Consider the following 22,079-nt stretch of genomic DNA (forward strand, 5'->3'; position numbering starts at 1 on the left):
TTATTGGACTCAGTGTGCTTTTATGTTATATAAAAGGAAAGCTCCTTCCACGTATGGAAGGAGCTTTATTTTTGCATATTAAAACATACTTGAGCTATGCATCGGTTGAAGTTTTGCATTTGGATCGAAGTAAGCTTTTGCATTGTTTACTGCTGTCGGTGCTTCGCCAAATCCACAAGCGATAAGTTTTACTTTTCCTTCATATGTACAAATGTCACCAGCAGCGTAAATGCCAGGAATATTTGTTTCCATTTTTGAATTTACAAGGATGCTGTTTTTTTGTATATCTAAGCCCCAGTTTTTAATTGGGCCAAGAGAAGAAACGAAGCCGTAGTTTACGATTACGTCATCAACATCGATGATAATTTTTTCCTCCGTTTTTACATGTTGAAGAACGACTTGTTCAATCTTGTCATCACCAATGAGTTCTACTGGAACGTATGGTGTACTTACTTCTGCACGAGAATTCATTAAGCTTTCTACGCTATGTTCATGCGCACGGAATTTATCACGACGATGAACGATTGTAACTTTTTCAGCAATCGGTTCTAACATCATTGTCCAGTCTACTGCTGAGTCGCCACCGCCAAATACTACGACGCGCTTACCAGCAAATTTATTCATATCATCAACGAAATAATGTAAGTTTTTCTTTTCGTATTTCGCTGTACCTTCTAATTCTAAGCGGCGTGGTTGGAAAGCACCATTGCCAGCAGTAATAATAACTGATTTAGAATAGTGAGTTTGCTTATTCGTAACAAGTTTAAATATACCGTCAGCTTGTTTCTCAAGCGTATCGACAGCTTCTTCTAAACAAACAGTTGGGTCAAATTTCTTCATTTGCTCTTTTAAGTTATCAACTAATTCTTGTGCGCGCACTTTTGGAAATCCAGCCACATCATAAATGTATTTTTCAGGGTAGAGTGCGGATAATTGTCCGCCAAGTTGAGGTAAGCTTTCAATGATTTTTACACTTGCTTGTCTCATACCGCCATAAAATGCTGTGAACAGTCCCGTTGGACCACCACCAATAATTGTTATGTCGTAAACTTTTTGATTTTCTGCCACTTTCATTCCCCCTATAGATGGAATTTTGATATTGATTTCATATATTGTTCATATGTACACGAAAATCCTGCAAATGATGACACTTTCAAATAAATGATAGCATATTTGAGTTCATAATACTTCTGAAAACGACTGAATTGTGTGTAAGTTTTCGCATCGGTTCTTTTTTATTGTATAAAATATACAGAAAGGAAAATACATGAAAAAAAGGCTAAAAAACCCTTGAAAACGCTATGTTATTTTAAAATATTGATAATTCTCCAGACGCTTGAATTCTGGAATAAAACCGACTAATATAGGGAAGTATTATGTTAAATTTCTATGACAAAATTCGTACGATTTTTTGACTGCGTTTTGTTATGATATAGAATGTGATAAATTCCACATTCTTGACAAATAGAGTTTTTAGTACTTGGTATTATTTTTTATTACTATTATATAAAGAAAAGGGTTGTGATTTGGTGAAGACTCCAAAAATCGTAGTTTTAGGTGCAGGTTATGGCGGGATGATTACGACTGTTCGTCTGCAAAAAGCATTATCTGTAAATGAAGCTGAAATTACGCTAGTAAACAACAACAGCTATCACTACCAAGCGACTTGGTTACATGAGAGCGCAGCTGGTACATTACAAGATGAAAAAATCTGTCTAGATATTCAAGACGTTATTGATACAAATAAAGTGAACTTTGTACAAGACACAGTAGTAGAAATTAAAGCTGCTGAAAAACGCATTATCTTAAAAGATGGTGAGTTAGAGTATGATTACTTAGTAATTGGTCTTGGTTTCGAATCAGAAACATTCGGAATTACAGGATTAAAAGAGCATGCATTCTCAATCGCTAACATTAATGCAACTCGTGAAATTCGTGAGCATATGGAAGCTAGTTTCTCTAAATATGCAACTGAACAACGCGATGAGTTAGTAACAATCGTTGTTGGTGGTGCTGGATTTACTGGTATCGAGTACGTAGGTGAGCTTGCAAACCGTGTTCCTGAACTTTGCAAAGAGTATAATGTACCACGTGAAAAAGCACGTATCATCTGTGTAGAAGCTGCTCCAACAGCACTTCCAGGTTTCGATCCAGCGTTAGTAGAATACGCTGTAAAACAGCTTGAGAAAAAAGGTGTAGAATTCCGCATCGGTACAGCAATTAAAGAAGCAACTGAGGAAGGTATTATCGTTGCGAATGGCGATGACACTGAATTAATTAAGTCTGAAACAGTAGTTTGGGCTGCAGGTGTTCGTGGTAATGGTATTGTGGAAGAGTCTGGCTTTGAAGCAATGCGCGGACGTGTAAAAGTTGATGAGTACATGCACGCTCCAGGATACGAAGATGTATTCATGGTTGGTGACGCAGCGTTAATCATTAATGAAGAAATTAACCGTCCTTACCCACCAACAGCACAAATTGCAATTCAACAAGGTTACAATATTGCACACAACTTAACTGTATTAGTTCGTGGCAAGGGCGAAATGAAGAAATTCGCATTCGATAATAAAGGATCTGTATGTTCTTTAGGTCATGACGATGCAATGGGCGTTGTTATGGGTAAAAAGTTAACAGGTTGGAAAGCTTCCTTCATGAAGAAAGTAATCGATAACCGTTACCTATTCTTATTAGGTGGACCTTTATTAGTTCTTAAAAAAGGTAAATTAAAGTTCTTTTAATATATAGTAGAAAAAGCAGAAACGGCTAAGAGCTGTTTCTGCTTTTTTCATATTAAAAATATAGTATAATATATAAAAAAGAAAGAATATTCTGTCCGTTCTGATGGAGGAGGTTATTACATCATGGAGAAACGAGGGAAGGTATGGCTAGCTGTTAGTGGTTTAGTAGCTACAAAAGATGGTAGGTGGCTATTTGTTAAGAAGAAATACAGTGGATTAAAAGGGAAATGGTCTTTACCGGCTGGTTTTGTAAATGAAGGTGAGACGGTTGATGAAGCTGTGAAACGCGAAGTGTTAGAAGAGACAGGCATTGTCGCTCATGTGAAGGGGATTATTGGTGTTCGATCGGGTGTTATTCGTAATGAGATTAGTGATAATATGATTATTTTCCTTTTGGAACCTGAAGGAGAAAATATTATTGTACAGGAGAAAGAATTGTCTGAAGTGGCGTTCTTACATCCGGATAAGATTGTAGACGATCCGAATACGTCTGTGCTTATTAAATATTTGTTAGAAGGAAGATCAGAACTACATCTTGAAGTGGACAAAACATTAAATCCAGGTGAACCATTTGGTTATACAGCTTATCACGTATTTACGGCACGTGCGGAGGAGAGGGGAAAAGAGTGAGTATACCGGTACTACTTATTTCAATGATGTTATTCTTTATTTTGTTCTTTGGAATTGGATTTTTACTCAATATGATTTTGCGAGCTACTTGGGTAATGGTTATTGTGTATCCGATTGTTTGTATGCTTATTATTAATAAAGCGAGTATGTGGGATTATTTTTCAAAACCGAAAGAAGCATTTTCTTCATTTGGGACAAGTGTATCGCACTTAGGACAAGCAGACGTATTTATTCTATCTACTGGATTAGTAGGGGCTGCTTTAGCAGGAGTCGTAATCAAGAAACTTCGGAAAAGCGGATATCAAATGTTTTAATCTCCAATTAAGTTGGAGATTATTTTTTTGCATATTCCTTCATCGTATAGGGAATGATTAACGATGAAGGAGTGTGGAATATAAAAATGTTAAAACGATATTGTATTCGCATTATGATGACTTGTTTACTTGCAATTGCATTATGCGTAACATGGAATGCTTTCACAGGAGTTTCTTTATTAGAGATTGTAAAGATATATGAAGGAATGAGTGCAAAAGAAGTACATGCAGCAGAAGTTAAGAGAAATGTTGCTCCGAGTAAAGAAGTGATAAATGCTTTAGAGCAGGCAAACGACTGGTCTAAATATCGTTCAATTGAAATGACTGCAACAGGTTATACATCGGGGATTGAGTCAACTGGTAAGAGGCCAGGGCATCCAGAGTATGGTATTACATATTCAGGTGTCAAAGTGAAAAGGGATTTATATTCCACAATTGCTGCGGACTTACGCGTATTCCCGATTGGAACGATTCTCTTCGTGCCAGGTTACGGGTATGGTGTAGTAGCTGATAAGGGCGGTGCAATAAAAGGAAACCGTCTTGATCTATATTATGATACGGTGAAAGATGTTTATAGCCAATGGGGTAAGAAAAAAGTAAATGTGTACGTAGTAAAAGTAGGAAATGGTAAGTTTACAGAAGAAGAGTTAACGATGTTAAATCAAGACGAAACGATGCAAGTGTTTCGTGGTCAATATTTAAAACAAAGATAGTCTAGTCGTAATTACGCTAGACTTTTTTTCTTGGCTTATTTCATGATAGAGGAGATTTTGGATCTGCGATTTTACACGCCATATAACTGTAGTTAGAATTATCGCATTTTATCGAAAATAAAGTTATAATGGTGGTAGAGAAATTTAGGGGGTCTGAACATGTTTCAAGTACAAAAAGAATTAGCAGGTCATGAAGCGGTAATTGTTGCTTTATTTGAAGAAGAGAAAATGAGTAGTTTTGTACAAGAACTGGACAAAGCGTTTGAAGGGCAATTACAAGTTTTACTAGAAGAGAAAGAATTATCTACGAAGAAAAAGGCCATTTCGAAAGTACATAGCTTAGGGAAAACAAATGTGAAACGTTATTACTTTGTTGGTTTAGGAAAGAAAGAATCTTACACGACAGAAACGTTACGTGCGGCTCTTGGTAAGGCGTTTAAAACACTGCAAGCAGCAAAAGTACGAGATGCAGCAATCTTACTTGATTCTTTCGTAACAGAGAAATTAGACGCGATTGATGTCGCTCATATTGCGGCAGAGGTACAAGGCCTTGGTACATATGAGTTACAAACGTATAAATCAGATAAAAAGGATCGTGTAGAGTTAGAGAAGTTCACGGCTATTACAGCGGAAGATGCACAAGAAATTGAAGCAGCATTAACAGTTGGCTACGTACATGGACGTGCAACAAATTCAGCTCGTACACTTGTAAATATGCCGCCAAACGTATTAACAGCGACAAAGCTTGCTGAGTATGCTGTTGAATTAGCGGAGAAATATGATATGGACTATAAAGTTCTTGAGAAAGAAGAGATGGAAGACCTTGGTATGGGTGCGTTACTTGCAGTAAACCAAGGTAGTGTAGAGCCACCAAAAATGATTGCTCTTATTTATAAAGGAAAAGAAGAGTGGACAGATGTCATTGGGTTCGTTGGAAAAGGTATTACATACGATACTGGTGGTTATTCTTTAAAACCACGTGAAGGCATGGTTGGTATGAAAGGTGATATGGGCGGTGCAGCTGCTGTATTAGGTGCGATGGAAATTATCGGTGAACTTCGCCCAGAACAAAATGTGATCGCTGTTATTCCTTCAACTGATAACGTTGTAAGTGGTACGGCATTTAAGCCAGACGATGTAATCACATCTATGAGCGGAAAAACAATTGAAGTATTAAATACGGATGCAGAAGGTCGTCTAGCTTTAGCTGACGGTATTACGTATGCGAAAAAACTTGGTGCAAACTACCTTGTTGATGTTGCAACATTAACAGGCGGTGTAATTGTTGCACTTGGAAACTATACGACAGGCGCAATGACAAATAATGAAGAGTTATTTGAGCAAGTGCTAGAGGCTTCTATGGAAACAGATGAGCCAATTTGGCAACTACCGATTTTTGATCGTGATAAAGAACGTGTGAGAAACAGTAAGTTTGCTGATTTAAATAACTCACCAGGTCGTGAAGGACATGCGGTTATGGCAGGTACATTCTTAGGCGAATTCGCTGAAGATACACCATGGGTACACTTAGATATCGCTGGAACATCAGAAATAAAAGGTGCGCACGACTTAGGTCCAGCTGGAGCAACTGGCGCAATGGTACGTACACTTGCGACACTTGTGGAGCGTTTTGGAGAAGAATAAGAGTATAAGTGAAGACTGTTCCGATATTTTGGAACAGTCTTCTTTTTTGTAGGTTTGTTTATCCCACTATTTGCCGGGTAGTAAGACCCATAACTCAAAATTCAGCGAAAGGAAAGCAGTTAGGTCGGATTGCCGGTAAACGCTCGATTGGTGAGGGCTGATTAAAGTTTCACTTTATAAAGAAATCGTATACAAAACCCCATTTAAAGCAAAAGAAGTACGGCCCGTTTCTTCAGAGACAACTAATATAAGTGCATCACTCTTTTCAGATAAGCCAATTGCAGCTCTGTGACGTGTTCCTAGCTCAGGATCAACTTCTGTACTTTTCGTTAAAGGAAGAATATTAGCAGCTGAGACAATATGATTATTTTTTACGAGAACGGCACCGTCATGAAGAGGGTTACCTGGATAAAATATTGATTCGAGTAATGGCGCAGTTAAATGAGCGTTTAATGTCGTTCCAGTTTGAATGAGAGCTTCAAGCGTCTCGTTTCGTTCCACGACGATAAGAGCACCATGTTTTCTGGCGCTTAAATGTTGGATAGCTGTCGTAATAAAAGATGAACTTTCCGTATAAGGTGATAAATATGCCTGAATATAGTATGTAGCTGCCAATGTTTGTACATTTGCTAACATATGATGAATATCTTCCATTTTGCATAAAATACATTCGTCTTCTTTATCGATTGCGTTCCTCATAATCGATAGTTCTTTTTCAGCAATTTCAATCATTTGCTTTGTTTGTATTTTGAGCTCTTCTGACAAGCCCCATTCGTGCATAATCCTCATTCCCTTTAGTGGAGTATTTAACAATAGTGTATACAAATATTCCTAGTAAAATCCTGTTAGATTTTATAAAATATTGAGATACAGCATGTTTTTTTCATATAATAAAGGTATGACGAGCGAGAGGAGAGAGAAGAATGAATTGGAAACAAGAATTTAGTCGCTGGCTTTCTTACGCACAATTAGATGCAGAATTAAAAGAACAGCTAGAAAATATGAAGCAAGATGAGAAGAAAATCGAGGATAGCTTTTATAAAAATCTAGAGTTTGGCACAGGTGGTATGCGTGGTGAACTTGGTGCTGGTACGAACCGTTTAAATGTATATACAGTTCGTAAAGCAACAAAAGGATTAGCAAGCTTTATCGAAAAGTTAGGTGAGGAAGCGAAAAAACGCGGTGTTGTTGTAGCCTATGATTCTCGTCATAAATCACCTGAGTTTGCAATGGAAGTTGCTGCTACACTTGGTGCATGTGGTATCACAACATATGTGTTTGAAAGCTTACGTCCAACGCCAGTACTTTCTTTCGCAGTTCGTCATTTACATACAGTAAGTGGAATCGTTCTTACGGCAAGCCATAATCCACCTGAATATAACGGATACAAAGTATACGGTGAAGATGGTGGACAGTTACCTCCAAAAGAGGCAGATGAGTTAATTAGCTACGTAAATGCAGTAGAAGATGAATTAACAGTTGAAGTCGCTGATGTAGAGCAATTAAAAACTGACGGTTTATTACATATTATTGGACAAGAAGTAGATGATGCATATGCTGCAGAATTGAACAATGTCATCATTAATAAAGAAATGGTGGAAAAGGTCGGTAAAGACTTAAAAATCGTCTTTACACCATTACACGGAACATCAAATATTTCTGTACGCCGTGGTTTAAAAGAAGTTGGATTTACAGATGTAACAGTTGTAAAAGAACAAGAGTTACCAGATCCAAACTTCTCTACAGTAAAATCACCGAACCCAGAAGAGCACGCAGCGTTTGAGTATGCAATTCGTGACGGTGAAAAGGTAGGCGCAGATGTATTAATCGCAACTGATCCTGACGCAGACCGCCTTGGTGTAGCAGTGCGTAATCATAATGGTGAGTTCCAAGTATTAACAGGAAACCAAACAGGTGCATTAATGCTTGATTACTTACTATCTCAAAAGAAAGAAAACGGAACGCTTCCAGAGAACGGTGTCGTATTAAAAACAATCGTAACGTCTGAAATTGGTCGTACAATTGCAAAAGCATACGGTTTAGATACAATTGATACGTTAACTGGATTTAAATTTATCGGTGAGAAAATTAGACAGTATGAAGAAAGTGGACAATATGAATTCCAATTCGGTTATGAGGAAAGCTATGGTTATTTAATCCGCCCATTCTGCCGTGATAAAGATGCAGTACAATCTGTTCTATTTGCATGTGAAGTAGCTGCATACTACAAATCACAAGGGAAAACGTTATATGACGGTCTATTAGAAGTATTTGAGAAATACGGCTTCTTCCGTGAAGACCTTGTATCGTTAACGTTAAAAGGAAAAGATGGAGCGGAAAAAATCCAAGAGATGATGGCAACGTTCCGTGAGAATCCTCCGAAAGAAGTGGCGGGCTTAACAGTCGTAGCAGTGGAAGACTATAAAGCAAGCATCGTTACATCTTTACAAGATGGACATAAAGAAGAGATTCACTTACCGAAATCAAATGTGTTAAAATATCAATTAGAGGATGGTTCATGGTTCTGCCTACGCCCATCTGGAACTGAGCCGAAGATTAAGTTTTACTTTGGTGTAAAAGATAGTTCTTTACAAAATAGTGAACAAAAGTTACTTACTATTAAAGAAGACATTATGAATCGTTTATAATACAAAGTAATTTTAAGTAGTAAGGAACAAAAGGGAGCGAAATCTCCCTTTTGTTTTATGTAGGAAATGCTTGCTATTGATTCCGACAGGAGAGAGGGTATTTTGTGATGAAAAAAGTAAGAAAAGCGATAATCCCAGCAGCTGGATTAGGAACACGTTTTTTACCAGCAACGAAAGCAATGCCGAAAGAAATGTTACCGATAGTAGATAAACCAACGATTCAATACATTGTAGAAGAAGCAGTGAAATCGGGAATCGAAGATATTATTATTGTTACTGGTAAAACAAAGCGCTCTATCGAAGATCATTTTGATAACGCATTTGAACTAGAACAAAACTTATTAGAGAAGAAAAAATATGAGTTGCTTGAAAAAGTACAAGCTTCTTCAAAAATGGTAGATATTCATTACATCCGTCAAAAAGAGCCGAAGGGACTAGGACATGCTGTTTGGTGTGCACGTAAATTCATTGGTGATGAGCCATTTGCAGTGTTACTAGGTGATGATATTGTCCAAGCTGAGAAACCGTGTTTACGTCAATTAATGGATGAGTATGAAAAAACACTTTCTTCTGTTATTGGTGTACAAACTGTTCCGGAGTCGGAAACACATCGCTATGGAATTATCGATCCATTAGAACAAGAAGGTCGTCGTTACCAAGTTCGCAATTTCGTTGAAAAACCAGCACAAGGTACAGCTCCTTCAAACTTAGCGATTATGGGGCGCTACATTTTAACGCCTGAAATCTTTATGTTCTTAGAACAGCAACATGTCGGTGCTGGTGGTGAAATTCAGTTAACAGATGCAATCCAAAGCTTAAATGAAATCCAACGTGTATTTGCCTACGATTTCGAAGGAAAGCGCTACGACGTAGGTGAAAAGCTAGGATTCGTTCAAACGACAATTGAAATGGCCCTGCAACACCCAGAATTACGTGATGACATGGTTGCAATGATGAAGAAAATTTTAGAAGAACAAGCGAATCAAGAGTCATAATAAAAAATGAGTTATTTCAGTATACTGAAATAACTCATTTTTTTATTATGAAATCGTCGAATGAGAATGCTGATAAGCAGAACGACGCACAGCATAATATATGCGAGGTGCGATAATAGCACCGATAATTGTAAATGCAATATCTTTTACTGCAAACCACATCATAATCATCCCAGCAGCTTTATAGCTCATATTACCGCCCATAAAGAGATTGACTGCCCCGTACATGTAAGTAGTACCGATTATATAAGTTAAAATAATTCCTGTGAAAGAGGCAACTGCAAATGTAATGAATGTTGGTCTTTCTTTTTGTTCTACTAGTTTTCCGGATACGTAAGCAACGATAATAAATGCGATAATAAAACCACCAGTAGGATCTAAAAGTGCTCCAAATCCAGCTTTGAAGTTAGCGAAGATTGGTGCGCCGGCTACGCCAACGAGCATATATACAGTCATGGATAAGGCACCAAGTCTACTTCCAAGAAGAAGACCTGCTAAAATTGCGAAAAATGGTTGCATAGATAATGGGATGCCTGCTACTTGAAGGAATGGTGCCCAAGATACAATATTTGCACCGATTGCCATAAGAGCAACGAACATGGCAGCTAATGCTAAATCTAAAACATGAAATCTTCTCATAATGTTAACCTCCTGTTGTTTTTAGGTTAACATTATCGTAGCGAAAATATTTACTTGTTGTCAATCAAAATATTTTGATAAGAAGGCTTTAAATAGTCTCTTAGCAACGTATATGGAATACGAAATTGCGGAATTCCACTTGAATAGGGAGCAATCTCATATAAAGGGAAATAAATGACGAGATTGTCTGGCTCTAAAAAGAAGTGGAATTTTTTCATACTCATTACTTTTTCAGTTGCATCAGGAAAATAAATGCTTTCATTTTGTTTAATTTGTCGTACAATCTCCGCACGGATTACATCTTTATATTTATCCTTTTGTTCAAATAAATCGTCTAAGTGCAGTACCTTTTTTTCGTTTAAATCGAATGTATTTGCCTTCCACGTATAAAGACCGTGTGCTCCGCCAGTATATTGATAGTAATTCACATATAGGCTAAGAAAAGGTGGTTTGTTTAAAGAGACTTTATAATCAACATTTGCTACGTACGGATGAAATGGTGTACTAGATCCTTCTGTCTCTTTATAATATTTTTTTGCTTCTTTTTCTAATTTGGTTTTAAATTTGTCAGTGGATTTTTTGTAGTATAAATTGAGTTTATTTTGAAATTTAGAGTCAGAAAATTCGTGAAAAGAAGGCCTGTTTATTTGATATTCTATATAAGGTTTCTTACCTTTTTGCGTTACAGTCTTAACATCGATTGTCAGGTTAGATGCTTTGGCTGTTATTGCACAATTTGGTACAATAGTCAGCAAGGAGAACATAAGCAGTAATATACAAAATTTCTGTTTCATTTAGGTGAAGCCTCCTTATATAAGTGTTATAAGTAGTTTGAAAATAAATAGGTAAAATTATACATTTAATTAAAGTAAGAGAAGGGGGAAGCGATATGGCAAAAACTTTAATGGATTCACTTGGAATTGAGTTGTTAGAGATGACAGAAGATAAGGTGGTTGCTACGATGCCTGTTGATGAGCGTACGCATCAGCCATTTGGATTTTTACATGGTGGTGCATCGGTTGCATTAGCAGAAACAGTGGCAAGTGTTGGTTCATATAATTTAATTGATCAAGAAAAATGTATTTGTTTCGGATTAGAAATTAATGCGAACCACATTCGCTCAAAGAAAGATGGAATTGTAACAGCGATTGGAACACCAATACATAGAGGACAATCGACAATGGTTTGGGATGTTCGCATTATTGATGAAAATGATGATTTACTATGTATATCAAGATGTACAGTAGCAATTAAAGAAAAACGTGAAAAATAAAAAAGAGGCGCTCTTATGAGCAGCCTCTTTTTCTTATAATTAGAACCGGATTTTCTTCTCTAAGAAACCTTTTAGTTCGCTAATTGGCATACGAACTTGTTCCATTGTGTCACGGTCACGTACTGTAACAGCTTTGTCTTCAACTGAGTCGAAGTCGTATGTGATACAGAATGGTGTACCGATTTCGTCTTGACGACGGTAACGTTTACCGATAGAACCAGTTTCATCAAAGTCTACCATGAAGTCTTTAGCTAATTCTGCGAATACTTCAGTAGCACCTTCAGATAGCTTTTTAGATAATGGTAAGATAGCTGCTTTGTATGGTGCTAAAGCAGGGTGGAAACGAAGAACTGTACGAGAATCGTTTTCTAATTGCTCTTCTTCATATGCATCACATAAGAATGCTAATGTTACGCGGTCTGCGCCTAAAGATGGCTCGATGCAGTATGGTACGTAACGCTCATTCGTTTGTGGATCGATATAGTTAAAGTCTTCGTTTGAGTGTTCCATGTGACGTTTTAAGTCGAAGTCTGTACGAGATGCAACGCCCCAAAGTTCGCCCCAACCGAATGGGAATTTGAATTCAATGTCAGTTGTTGCATTACTGTAGTGAGATAACTCTTCTTCACCGTGGTCACGAAGACGCATGCTCTCTTCAGACATACCAAGTGAAAGTAACCAGTTTTTACAAGTTTCACGCCAGAATGCGAACCACTCTAAATCTTCACCAGGCTTACAGAAGAATTCAAGTTCCATTTGTTCAAATTCACGTGTACGGAATGTGAAGTTACCAGGTGTGATTTCGTTACGGAAACTCTTACCGATTTGGCCGATACCAAATGGAAGCTTTTTACGCATAGAGCGTTGAACGTTTTTGAAGTTTACGAAAATACCTTGTGCTGTTTCAGGACGAAGGAAGATTTCGTTTGTGCTAGACTCTGTAACACCTTGGAATGTTTTGAACATTAAGTTGAACTGACGGATTTCAGTAAATTCTTCACTACCGCAATCAGGACATTTTACTTCATGTTCTTTCATTAAGTCAGCCATTTGGTCGAAAGTAAGACCGTCAACAACCATTTCGATGCCTTTTGCATCTAAAGCATCTTCAATTAATTTGTCAGCACGGTGACGAGCTTTACATTTTTTACAGTCGATCATTGGATCGTTGAAGTTACCAACGTGACCAGAAGCGATCCAAGTTTTAGGGTTCATTAAAATAGCTGCGTCTAAACCAACGTTGTGTGGAGATTCTTGAATGAATTTTTTCCACCAAGCTTTTTTAACATTATTTTTTAATTCGATTCCAAGTGGACCGTAATCCCAAGTGTTTGCAAGACCACCGTAAATTTCAGAACCAGGGAAAACAAAACCGCGATGTTTCGCTAAGTTTACAACTTGTTCCATTGAATACATAAGAAAATCCTCCTTTTGAAAGTTAACGTATTGGCGATGACATACTCTGATACTTTGGAAACGGGCAGTATATGTTAAAAAGAACATAAAAAAACGCTCATCCCAAGGCTTATTTGCCTAGGGACGAGCGTTTGCCCGCGGTTCCACCCTAGTTGATACACAAAAGGTGCATCCACTTTATCATGTATTGCTCGAGACTGCCGTTTCCTTGCGTCTTCAGGCTTTCACTATCCCTGAATCGCTTTTTATGCAAGTACTTATAAGTCCGTCATCGCTACTTATATTAATAATAATGAACATATTCTAACACGTTCTTTTTTAAATCTCAATAGAGGAACGCGTCTATCTATGATAGAGTCTCGCCTATTTTTTCATTATTTATTCCGTAATTTTGCTTAATATGCTTAATTGCTTCACGCTTACTTAATGGAGCGAGCTCATTGCTTTGCACGTATTCCCAAACTACATCCTGATTTGTTTTTGCATATTCACGAAGGACCCAGCCAATTGCTTTTTGAATGAAAAATTCTTTTGAAGAATGTAGTTGTCCAATAATCCAGAAAAGAAGTTCTTCATCCATCTTTTGTTTATATTTGAGTTGGAATAAAATAGTGGCACGTTGTAACCAAATGTTATCTGATGCAATCCATTTTGGGATATAGGCAGAAATCAATTCTGGATGTTGTAAAAAGATATTACCTAAAAATGTAGGTACGATGCTATCGACAGTGTCCCACCAAGATTTTGTTACAATCAATTCTTCTAAGAAGGGGATATGTGTTTCGTTTATATGCTTTTTATATTTTTGCATAATATCAAGTGCAGCCGCTTGGAATTCACGTTCTGGTAAGTCCCAAAGTTCAAGTACGATAATTTGGAAGTCTCTTTTATCTGGGAGAGTATGTATTTGAATGATGTCTTTTAATAATTGGCGTCTTTCCGGTGTTTGAATACCTAGAAATGGGAAGTGATTTTTCATATAACGAGCCATAGGTTCTGCTTTTTCAAGATTTTGATGAGCTGTAAAATGCTCTTGTAATGCTTTTACAAATGGATGCATACGTGTTTCTCCTCTCTTATTCTCTTTCTTCTCTTATTATACAAAGAGTTTGGATAAATTTTAAAACATAACTTGCAATGTAATGAAATATGTTGAAAGTAGAGAGGAGAGGATAAGATGGAGGATCAAGGCGTACTAGCAGGTTTCTTTGCTCTTAGTTTTGCGTTTATTCTTGTTATATTGATTTGGGCAATTATTTCATATTTGTTAACGGCTTTTGCACTTTATTCGATGGCGAAAAATGATGGTGCAACGGACGGGGTGCTTGCGTTTATTCCGTTTTTGAATAGTAAGACGTGGGGGGACTTAGCGAAAGATAAATTACCAGATTTTTTGAAGGAAGAAGCAGGGTGGAAAGTATTCGGCATATATGTTGCATGTTTCATTTTTAATTTCGTACCAATTATAAGTTTACTAGCAACAGCTGTATCGATTGTATTGTCCATTTATCTTATCTACGCTATTTTAGACAGATACGGAACGAACTCTATATTATTTACGATTATTCATGTAATCACATTTTCGGTGTTCTTACCGATTCACTTATTTATTATTCGAAATGAACCGGTGAGATATAAAGAGTAGATTTTTCATTTTTGTTGATAAGTAGATATAAGTAAAAAAGCGCTCTGATTATCAGAGCGCTTTTTCTACTACATAAGGTAGCGTAAATAAATATAAATGTGAGAAATGATTAATGAAACGATCATAATTGGGAAACCGACTTTTAGGAAGTCCATGTAACTAAATTTATGTCCTTCGCGGCTCGCGATACCTGCAACGATTACGTTAGCAGAAGCTCCGATTAATGTTCCGTTTCCGCCCAGACAAGCACCTAGTGCTAATGCCCACCATAATACATCGATTTGTGCGTCAGATGGTGATAAGCCTAGCCCAACTGCCATATCGTTAATAAGTGGAATCATTGTTGCGACGAATGGGATGTTATCAATTGTTGCAGAGGCGATACCAGATACCCATAAAATAAGGATGGATGCGTAAGAAATATCTCCGCCTGTTATACCAATTACTTTTTGAGCTAACATTTTGATAAGACCGATATCGATAAGTCCTCCAACAAGTACGAATAACCCTGCGAAGAAGAAGATTGTTACCCACTCTACGCTTGCAAATACTTCTTCAATTTCATGCTCTTTCACACCAATTAACATAAGTACAGTAGCACCAGTTAAGGCGATAATAGCGGCATCGATATGGAAAATAGAATGAGTCATGAAACCTACAATCGTAAGTCCAAGTACCGTTAAAGATTTTTTCATTAATACTGGGTCTTTAATGTATTGTTTTTCATCTAAGCTCATTAATTTTTTAACTTGTACAGGATCGGCAATTAATTGTTTGCGATACATGAAGTAAAGTATTATCGCTGTAACTGCAATAATAATAATTACAATAGGTGCTAGATTCAATAGGAAAGCATTGAAGTCTAAATGCTTATTTGCAGAACCAATCATAATGTTAGGTGGATCACCAATTAATGTTGCTGTTCCTCCAATGTTTGAAAAAATAATTTCAGAAAGTAAATAAGGAACAGGATTTACTTGCAGTATGCGCGTAATAGATAAAGTAACTGGAACGACAAGAAGTACAGTTGTAACGTTATCTAAAAATGCGGAGCCAAGCGCGGTAAGTAAGGAAAGTGAAATTAAAATTTTAATTGGATTTCCTTGTGCCCCTTTTGCTGCTTTAATTGCAACGTATTGGAAAACACCTGATTTACTCGTAATGTTCACCAAAATCATCATACCGATGAGTAGCGTAATCGTTCCCCATTCAATATGTTTCGTAAAGGCGTTATGTAAATCGACGACCCCCACAATTACCATGAGTGCTGCACCAAGAAGTGCGATGACAGCGCGATTAATTTTTTCAGAAATAATAATGGCATATGTAATTAAAAAGACTGCGATAGCAAAATAATACTGCCAGTTAGCGAGTTCTTGCGTTGTTTCGTGCAAAAATCTCATCTCCTTTCATTCACTTTTTCTTAGTGTGTCAAAAATGCTCTAGAAGAAACACACATAACGTCATTATAAAGTAGGAAAATGGCGGATGTAAATGAAAGGAGAGATTTTGTCATATTTTCTGCATAGGTCATTTTTTCTTATTTTTTAAAATATTTGTGGGCATTTGACATATATATAAGATACATCCAATCTGAATATTTAAAATGGAATTAGCATTCGAGCTTGTTCGTGTAGGAGTGTCAAATAGAAAGGAATGACAAAAATGATAAGGAAGGGATCGTATGGATGAACAACGATTTTTATTTTTAGACTTTGAGTTTACGATGCCCCAGCATAGAAAGAAACCGAAAGGATTTTTTCCAGAGATTATTGAGGTAGGACTCGTTTCAGTTGCTGGCTGTAAGGTAGAAGATACGTATTCATCACATGTTAGGCCGAAAACATTTCCCTCTTTAACGGATCGATGTAAGAAGTTTTTAGGAATAAAACAAGAAGTCGTGGATAAAGGGATTTCATTTCCTGAACTCGTTAAGAAGCTTTCAGAATACGAAACGAAATGTAAACCGACAATTGTAACGTGGGGAAATATGGATATGAAAGTGCTGAAGCATAATTGTGAAATGGCAGGGATAGCTTTTCCATTCTTCGGACAGTGTCGTGATTTATCGCTTGAGTATAAGAAGTTTTTTGGAGAAAGAAATCAAACAGGATTATGGAAAGCAATTGAGGCGTATGGAAAAGTAGGGACAGGGAAGCATCATTGTGCGCTTGATGATGCAATGACGACGTACAACATTTTTAAACTAGTAGAAAAAGATAAAGAGTATTTAGTAAAACCAGCACCTCCAACATTAGGAGAACTTGTTGATTTTTCAAAAGTGTTAAAGAAAGTGAGCACACAGTAACGACCAAATTGCACATTATGTAATTTGGTCGTTTTGTTTTTTAGAGTTTGTAGTCTTTCTTTAACTGTTCTAATGTTTCTAGACTACGCTCTGCAAAAGGTGAATCATCTTCAGAAAATGAATTCATTTGAGTTTCTAATGCTAATTTTAGTGAATCTGTATAATCCGGAATTTCTCCTTCATATTTCTTCACCATTTGTTCTGGAATGTTCGTTTGCTCACGAAAAGCTAAAGCACGTCTTTCGTGGAAAAATGGTACGTCAGCTTGTTTTACGTTATGTAAGTCACCTTGCACCGGATGTTTTAAAACAGCTAATACTTTTACGACGTAACTGCCAGGGCGGCTATTTGTAACCTCGCCAATGTATTTTCCTGTTTTATAAATACCAGTAACGATTTCACCAATTTCAAATGTTTCTCTCATATTTTTCACCTCAAGTTTATAGTAAGGAAAGTGAGGGAAGGAGTCAAAGAAATCCTTCGTTTTCAGAACGCCCCTTGAGAATATGGGTAGGTTGCACTATAATTTAAAATGATATAACAGAAAATTCTGATGTTTTATAAATCGTATAATAAGGAGTGTTCTATATGATGCCTTTATATTTTCCGGAAGATAAAACAGAATATATTATTCCGGGGATTGTTTGCGTTCTATTTATTATCGGTGCTATTGCCACGTGGCGCATGTTTATTCGTATATCAAAAAGAGAAGCAGACCGATTACAGAAAGTTGAAGAAAAACTATTAGCTGAAAAGAAACAGTAACTCATTTTTGTATGTTTCCTTCTATGCTCGGACAATCTAAGGGCAGAATATATTTTGGAGGGAATAAAATGAAAAAACGGCTTTTTTTCAGTTGTTGTTTACTATTTCTGATGGCAGGTTGTGACCAAGGAAAGCCGAAAGAAATTGACGTGAAATTACATAATGCTTCAGGTGATGAAGTGGGGACTGCGAAAGTAACTCAGCAAACAAGCGGAGTGAAAATTAAGATTAAAGGGGAAGGTTTCACGCCAGGCCCGCACGGCATACATGTGCACGAAATTGGTGAGTGTAAAGCACCACGATTTGAATCATCTGGGAATCATTTTAATCCTGATAATAAAAAGCATGGACTCCTTAATCCGAAGGGTGCAGAAAACGGTGATTTACCGAACGTAGTTGCAGATGGTTCTGGAAAGATTAAAGCAGAAATCGATGCACCTCACATTACACTTGAAGAAGGGAAAACGACGATTCATAGAAAAGATGGAGCGTCTATTATTATTACAGAAAACCCTGATGATGGTATGACTCAACCGACAGGTAAATCAGGGGATCGAATTGCTTGTGGCGTAATTGTAAAAAAAGCATCGGATATGAAGAAAAAGTAAAAGCTACCGTGAATGGTAGCTTTCTTTGTGAAATGTAATTGAAAATATATCAGCGATTATTGGAATATATCGACTTACCGACAAAATATGATAAAGGAGTCTGCCCAAGAATGATTAGGGGCAGACTCCTTTCTTATTATGAAAACGTATGACGCAGTCTGTTTAAAATTTCTTCTAAAACAGATCGTGGACAGCCGATGTTAATTCGAATATGTTCTTCGCCACCTAACCCGTATTTCTCACCAGGTTCAACGATGATTTTTCCTTTTTCCTCAAGTAGTGCGGTACGCTCGTTTTGAGAAAGCTTTAGACGAGAACAATCAATCCATAATAAAAAGCTACCTTCTGGCTTCGTTACGGAAAGAGCAGGTATGTGAGTTTTAATATATTCATAAGCAAATTGAGCATTATCTTCTATATATAATCGAATTTCGTTTAGCCAATCATTACATTCTGTATAGGCACTTTGCATCGCTGTATAAGCGAAGATATTTAACCCGTGGAAGCCCTGTCTATACTGGATAGCAGTAAAGGCGTGACGGAGTTTTTCGTTTGGAATGATAATGATCGATGCTTGTAATCCAGCGATATTAAATGTTTTACTTGGAGCCATACAAGTAATCGTGCGAGCTGCTAATTCTTCAGATAAAGAAGCGAACGGTGTATGTGTATGGTCTGCATAAATGATATCGGAATGAATTTCATCCGCCACAACGATTACGTCATATTTAGTACATAACGATCCGAGCTGCACAAGTTCCTTTTTCGTCCAAACGCGTCCGATTGGGTTATGAGGGCTACAAAGAAGCATGAGTTTGATGCCTTGCTGAAACTGCTTTTCTAAATGCTTGAAGTCTATCACATATGTATCATTTTGTTTCTGTAATGGACTCACGCATAACTGCCTGTTGTTTGTTGTGACCATTTCGAAAAATGGAGGATAAATAGGTGGTTGTACGAGAACAGATTCGTTTTCTTTGGTGAAAGCCTGTATGCTCGTACTAAGAGCTGGAACGATTCCGGCGCTAAAGACAATCCATTCTTTTTGAATATCCCAGTTGTATTGTTGTTTTGTCCAGTTACAAATAATATCTCCAATATTTTCGGGAGGAAGTGTATAGCCAAAAATCGGATGTTCGATTCGTTGTTTTAAGGCAGTTTGAATTGGTTTTGGTACTTCAAAATCCATATCAGCAATCCAAGCATGGATAAGTTCTTCGTTTTTATATGTATCCCATTTTATACTATGCGTTCCACGTCGATTGATTGCTTTATGAAATAGTTGCATAAGTTTGCTCCCTTCTTCTGTAAAACCAATAAGTTATGAAAGTTCTCTCTCTTCTTATAGAATAGCTGATGTGATAGGATAAAGAAAAGTATTAAAAAGTGAAAAGGCGGGAAGCGAATGGGTACATATGAAAAGATGATAGAGGTTGTGAAGAATTGGGATCCGTTTCAAATGGGACCGGAGTTTTATGAAACAGAAGCGAGCGATGTTGTGAGCGTCATAAGTGTGTTTGACGATCCAAAATATATCGCAAAGAAGATTCAACATATATACTTTATGTCTTTTGAGGAAGTACCTGCGCTTGAAAAATGTGAGAAATTAGCTGTGGAATTACTTGTAATAAAAGAAGGCGGAAGCTGTTCATTATAGGCTGTCGGGATTTCCGACAGCCTTTTTTATATTATCCCGCTATTTGCTGGGTAGTAAGACCTTCACCTCAAAATTTAGTGGAAGCAAAGAAGTTAGGTGGAGGCTGATTAGAGTTTCATTTTATTGCGCGGAAAAAGCGATAATTTCTTCATAAACATGTTCAGGCTTTTCTTCAGGTAGTAAATGTCCTGTATTTTCGTAAGAAATAAATTTTGAATTCGGTAAATCTTTGTGTAGACGATGACCTACATGTACAGGGACGACGCGGTCTTTTTCACCCCAAATGAGTAGGATAGGTGTTTCGATTTTTTGTAATTCAGTTGAAGATAAGTCACCTTCACGGTCTCGTATCATGCGAGTTAAAGCGGGAAATATACGGTCGTCATAAAAAGGAGCGGAGTAACCTTTTTTCATTTCATCGTCAATTAATGAGTGATCATGAACGACATTCATTAAGTTATGAACAATGCCGCGCCTTATAATCCAGTTCTTTACGTATAAATGAAAGAACGGTAAATAAGAAGAGTATAGTAAAGGTAAGGTTGCGCGAGCTAAATAGCTCGAGCTACATAGTAAAATCGTCTTTGAAATGAGTTCAGGACGTATACGGTTTACATAGAGAGAAATTTGCCCACCCATAGAATGCCCAACTAATACAATGTTTGAGAGAGATAAATGTTCAATTAAATCAATAATAATCGTTGCTAAATTGTGATAAGAATACTTAAACAGATGAGACTTATCACTTTTTCCGAACGGTGGTAAATCAAGAGCAATGACTGTTCCTTCCTTCGATAGTAAAGGAATGAGACGGCGGTAACTGAATGAGGAAGATAAAAAGCCGTGAACGAGTATGAAAGTAGGACGTTCTGTTTTATTATCATGTTCATACAATTCGTAATGAACAGTAGTGCCGCGAGTGGAAAAAGTGAAATAAGGACAAGTATATTTATGATTCATTTTTTGTCACTCCATTGATTTTTGTTCATATCATCTCCAAGGAAGAAGAAAATATGTTAACAAAAAAAGGCAAGATGACGATGTCATCTTGCCTTTCGTTTATTCAGCATTACCCGCGAACAATATTAGGCGGTGTTTTTCCTTGTAACCCTGCAACTAAATTTTCAGCGGCGGTCATGGCCATTTGCTGACGAGTTTTTAATGTTGCAGATCCGATATGTGGTAAAGTCACAACATTTTGTAATGATAAGAGTGGATTATCTTTTTGAATCGGCTCTTGTGTAAATGTATCGATACCTGCTGCAAAGATTTTCTTTTCTGTTAAAGCATGGATTAACGCTTTTTCATCTACTGTTTTGCCGCGAGAAGCATTAATGAAGATTGCTGTGTCTTTCATTAATGAAAATTCCTTTTCTCCGATAAGGTGATATGTTTCATCTGTTAATGGAGTAAGAAGAACAATAAAGTCAGACTGCTTCAGTAGCATCTGTAAATCACAATATGTAGCATCGAATTTTTGTTCAGCTTCTTCTTTACGACGGCGGTTATAGTAAAGAACATTCATATCAAATCCGAATTTTGCTCGTTTTGCAACGGCTTCTCCAATTCGGCCCATACCGATAATACCAATTGTGCTATGGTGTACATCTAGTCCGAAGTGTTCTTTTCCGATTTCAGCGTTCCATTCACCATTTTTCACGTAAGAATCGAGTTCGCAAACGCGGCGCCCAGCTGATAACATAAGGGCGAAAACGAGATCAGCTACTGTATCATCTAATACGTAGGGTGTATTCGTTCCGATAACATTTCGGTTTTTCATCGCTTGTAAATCAAAATTATCGTAACCGACAGAAATGTTGCTCACTACTTTTAAGTTAGGAGCTACTGTCAGTAATTCTTCATTAATAGCAGATCCGAAATTTAATAACCCATCTTTATCTTGTATTTTCTCTAATAGAACATCACGAGGTACTTTCTCATTTTGATCCCATTTTTCATAATCACAGTGTTCTGATAAATAGTTTTCTACAAATGTTGGAACTGGTTCAGCAATATAAACTTTTGGTTTCACGGTTCCATCCCCTTTCGCTTTATCACGTATTTTTCTGCTGATTAAAGTTTCACT

Annotated in this window: 24 protein-coding genes; 13 read left to right on the forward strand and 11 right to left on the reverse strand. The window is 37.1% G+C overall.

Annotation, left to right across the window (positions count from 1 at the left end; translation table 11 throughout):
• Nucleotides 1–78: 78 nt before the first annotated feature.
• The gene (locus QO049_RS02665; RefSeq protein WP_000829788.1) at nucleotides 79–1,068 is read right to left on the reverse strand and encodes an NAD(P)/FAD-dependent oxidoreductase; all 990 of its coding nucleotides are present in this window, start codon (nucleotides 1,066–1,068) and stop codon (nucleotides 79–81) included.
• Between the two features lie 461 nt (nucleotides 1,069–1,529).
• Here QO049_RS02665 and QO049_RS02670 point away from each other — a divergent pair, with 461 nt between their 5' ends.
• From QO049_RS02670 to pepA, 5 genes are all read left to right on the forward strand, one after another.
• Nucleotides 1,530–2,738, forward strand: a complete 1,209-nt coding sequence (locus tag QO049_RS02670; protein ID WP_000856612.1) for an NAD(P)/FAD-dependent oxidoreductase — start codon at nucleotides 1,530–1,532, stop codon at nucleotides 2,736–2,738.
• A 123-nt stretch (nucleotides 2,739–2,861) separates the two neighbouring features.
• Nucleotides 2,862–3,368 (forward strand): NUDIX hydrolase, encoded by a 507-nt coding sequence (locus QO049_RS02675; RefSeq protein WP_000415320.1) that lies wholly within the window; start codon nucleotides 2,862–2,864, stop codon nucleotides 3,366–3,368.
• On the forward strand, nucleotides 3,365–3,682 hold the full coding sequence (locus tag QO049_RS02680; protein ID WP_000027011.1) for a YuiB family protein: 318 nt from the start codon (nucleotides 3,365–3,367) through the stop codon (nucleotides 3,680–3,682). The genes QO049_RS02675 and QO049_RS02680 overlap by 4 nt, the downstream gene beginning before the upstream one ends.
• Before the next feature lie 86 nt (nucleotides 3,683–3,768).
• Entirely contained in the window at nucleotides 3,769–4,395 is a 627-nt protein-coding gene (locus QO049_RS02685) for a 3D domain-containing protein (RefSeq protein WP_000920098.1), read from the forward strand.
• A gap of 159 nt (nucleotides 4,396–4,554) precedes the next feature.
• Nucleotides 4,555–6,039, forward strand: coding sequence for a cytosol aminopeptidase (gene pepA / locus QO049_RS02690; RefSeq protein ID WP_284489110.1), 1,485 nt, complete (start codon nucleotides 4,555–4,557; stop codon nucleotides 6,037–6,039).
• Nucleotides 6,040–6,213: 174 nt separating this feature from the next.
• Here the strand turns inward: pepA and cdaS are convergent, their stop codons facing one another.
• Nucleotides 6,214–6,819 (reverse strand): sporulation-specific diadenylate cyclase CdaS, encoded by a 606-nt coding sequence (gene cdaS, locus QO049_RS02695; RefSeq protein WP_000545253.1) that lies wholly within the window; start codon nucleotides 6,817–6,819, stop codon nucleotides 6,214–6,216.
• A gap of 143 nt (nucleotides 6,820–6,962) precedes the next feature.
• Between cdaS and QO049_RS02700 the strand changes: the two genes are divergently transcribed.
• The gene (locus QO049_RS02700) at nucleotides 6,963–8,687 is read left to right on the forward strand and encodes a phospho-sugar mutase (protein WP_098219840.1); all 1,725 of its coding nucleotides are present in this window, start codon (nucleotides 6,963–6,965) and stop codon (nucleotides 8,685–8,687) included.
• Between the two features lie 107 nt (nucleotides 8,688–8,794).
• Nucleotides 8,795–9,682, forward strand: a complete 888-nt coding sequence (gene galU / locus QO049_RS02705; protein ID WP_002097988.1) for a UTP--glucose-1-phosphate uridylyltransferase GalU — start codon at nucleotides 8,795–8,797, stop codon at nucleotides 9,680–9,682.
• A 45-nt stretch (nucleotides 9,683–9,727) separates the two neighbouring features.
• Here the strand turns inward: galU and QO049_RS02710 are convergent, their stop codons facing one another.
• The gene (locus QO049_RS02710; protein ID WP_284489111.1) at nucleotides 9,728–10,321 is read right to left on the reverse strand and encodes a biotin transporter BioY; all 594 of its coding nucleotides are present in this window, start codon (nucleotides 10,319–10,321) and stop codon (nucleotides 9,728–9,730) included.
• A gap of 50 nt (nucleotides 10,322–10,371) precedes the next feature.
• On the reverse strand, nucleotides 10,372–11,115 hold the full coding sequence (locus tag QO049_RS02715) for a DUF3298 and DUF4163 domain-containing protein (protein ID WP_000810318.1): 744 nt from the start codon (nucleotides 11,113–11,115) through the stop codon (nucleotides 10,372–10,374).
• A 95-nt stretch (nucleotides 11,116–11,210) separates the two neighbouring features.
• On the opposite strand from QO049_RS02715, the gene QO049_RS02720 reads away from it, so the two are divergent.
• The gene (locus QO049_RS02720) at nucleotides 11,211–11,594 is read left to right on the forward strand and encodes a hotdog fold thioesterase (protein WP_001140612.1); all 384 of its coding nucleotides are present in this window, start codon (nucleotides 11,211–11,213) and stop codon (nucleotides 11,592–11,594) included.
• A gap of 39 nt (nucleotides 11,595–11,633) precedes the next feature.
• On the opposite strand, the gene QO049_RS02725 is transcribed toward QO049_RS02720, so the two are convergent.
• On the reverse strand, nucleotides 11,634–13,010 hold the full coding sequence (locus tag QO049_RS02725; RefSeq protein WP_246961500.1) for a glycine--tRNA ligase: 1,377 nt from the start codon (nucleotides 13,008–13,010) through the stop codon (nucleotides 11,634–11,636).
• A gap of 346 nt (nucleotides 13,011–13,356) precedes the next feature.
• Nucleotides 13,357–14,070, reverse strand: a complete 714-nt coding sequence (locus QO049_RS02730) for a DNA alkylation repair protein (RefSeq protein WP_048568249.1) — start codon at nucleotides 14,068–14,070, stop codon at nucleotides 13,357–13,359.
• Nucleotides 14,071–14,187: 117 nt separating this feature from the next.
• On the opposite strand from QO049_RS02730, the gene QO049_RS02735 reads away from it, so the two are divergent.
• Nucleotides 14,188–14,655, forward strand: a complete 468-nt coding sequence (locus tag QO049_RS02735; RefSeq protein ID WP_000390061.1) for a hypothetical protein — start codon at nucleotides 14,188–14,190, stop codon at nucleotides 14,653–14,655.
• Nucleotides 14,656–14,723: 68 nt separating this feature from the next.
• Here the strand turns inward: QO049_RS02735 and QO049_RS02740 are convergent, their stop codons facing one another.
• A complete protein-coding gene (locus QO049_RS02740; RefSeq protein ID WP_000545231.1) occupies nucleotides 14,724–16,049 on the reverse strand; it encodes an ArsB/NhaD family transporter in 1,326 nt (441 codons plus the stop codon).
• Between the two features lie 290 nt (nucleotides 16,050–16,339).
• On the opposite strand from QO049_RS02740, the gene kapD reads away from it, so the two are divergent.
• On the forward strand, nucleotides 16,340–16,963 hold the full coding sequence (gene kapD / locus QO049_RS02745) for a 3'-5' exonuclease KapD (protein ID WP_000344358.1): 624 nt from the start codon (nucleotides 16,340–16,342) through the stop codon (nucleotides 16,961–16,963).
• A 40-nt stretch (nucleotides 16,964–17,003) separates the two neighbouring features.
• On the opposite strand, the gene kapB is transcribed toward kapD, so the two are convergent.
• A complete protein-coding gene (kapB, locus tag QO049_RS02750) occupies nucleotides 17,004–17,387 on the reverse strand; it encodes a kinase-associated lipoprotein KapB (protein ID WP_001209340.1) in 384 nt (127 codons plus the stop codon).
• Nucleotides 17,388–17,551: 164 nt separating this feature from the next.
• On the opposite strand from kapB, the gene QO049_RS02755 reads away from it, so the two are divergent.
• Together QO049_RS02755 and sodC are read left to right on the forward strand one after the other, a co-directional pair.
• Entirely contained in the window at nucleotides 17,552–17,728 is a 177-nt protein-coding gene (locus QO049_RS02755; protein WP_000982755.1) for a hypothetical protein, read from the forward strand.
• A 68-nt stretch (nucleotides 17,729–17,796) separates the two neighbouring features.
• On the forward strand, nucleotides 17,797–18,336 hold the full coding sequence (gene sodC, locus QO049_RS02760) for a superoxide dismutase [Cu-Zn] (RefSeq protein ID WP_000746503.1): 540 nt from the start codon (nucleotides 17,797–17,799) through the stop codon (nucleotides 18,334–18,336).
• Nucleotides 18,337–18,472: 136 nt separating this feature from the next.
• Here sodC and QO049_RS02765 read toward each other — a convergent pair whose 3' ends face one another.
• Entirely contained in the window at nucleotides 18,473–19,624 is a 1,152-nt protein-coding gene (locus QO049_RS02765; RefSeq protein WP_098582159.1) for a MalY/PatB family protein, read from the reverse strand.
• A 117-nt stretch (nucleotides 19,625–19,741) separates the two neighbouring features.
• Here QO049_RS02765 and QO049_RS02770 point away from each other — a divergent pair, with 117 nt between their 5' ends.
• Complete coding sequence (locus QO049_RS02770; protein WP_000537645.1) at nucleotides 19,742–19,993, forward strand: YugE family protein; 252 nt, start codon at nucleotides 19,742–19,744, stop codon at nucleotides 19,991–19,993.
• A gap of 120 nt (nucleotides 19,994–20,113) precedes the next feature.
• Here QO049_RS02770 and QO049_RS02775 read toward each other — a convergent pair whose 3' ends face one another.
• A complete protein-coding gene (locus tag QO049_RS02775; protein WP_001015858.1) occupies nucleotides 20,114–20,953 on the reverse strand; it encodes an alpha/beta fold hydrolase in 840 nt (279 codons plus the stop codon).
• Between the two features lie 109 nt (nucleotides 20,954–21,062).
• Entirely contained in the window at nucleotides 21,063–22,055 is a 993-nt protein-coding gene (locus QO049_RS02780; RefSeq protein ID WP_097797008.1) for a 2-hydroxyacid dehydrogenase, read from the reverse strand.
• Nucleotides 22,056–22,079: the final 24 nt, after the last annotated feature.

Origin of the sequence: Bacillus sp. RB3 (genome assembly GCF_030164735.1) — a bacterium.
Classification (GTDB): Bacteria; Bacillota; Bacilli; order Bacillales; family Bacillaceae_G; genus Bacillus_A; species Bacillus_A cereus.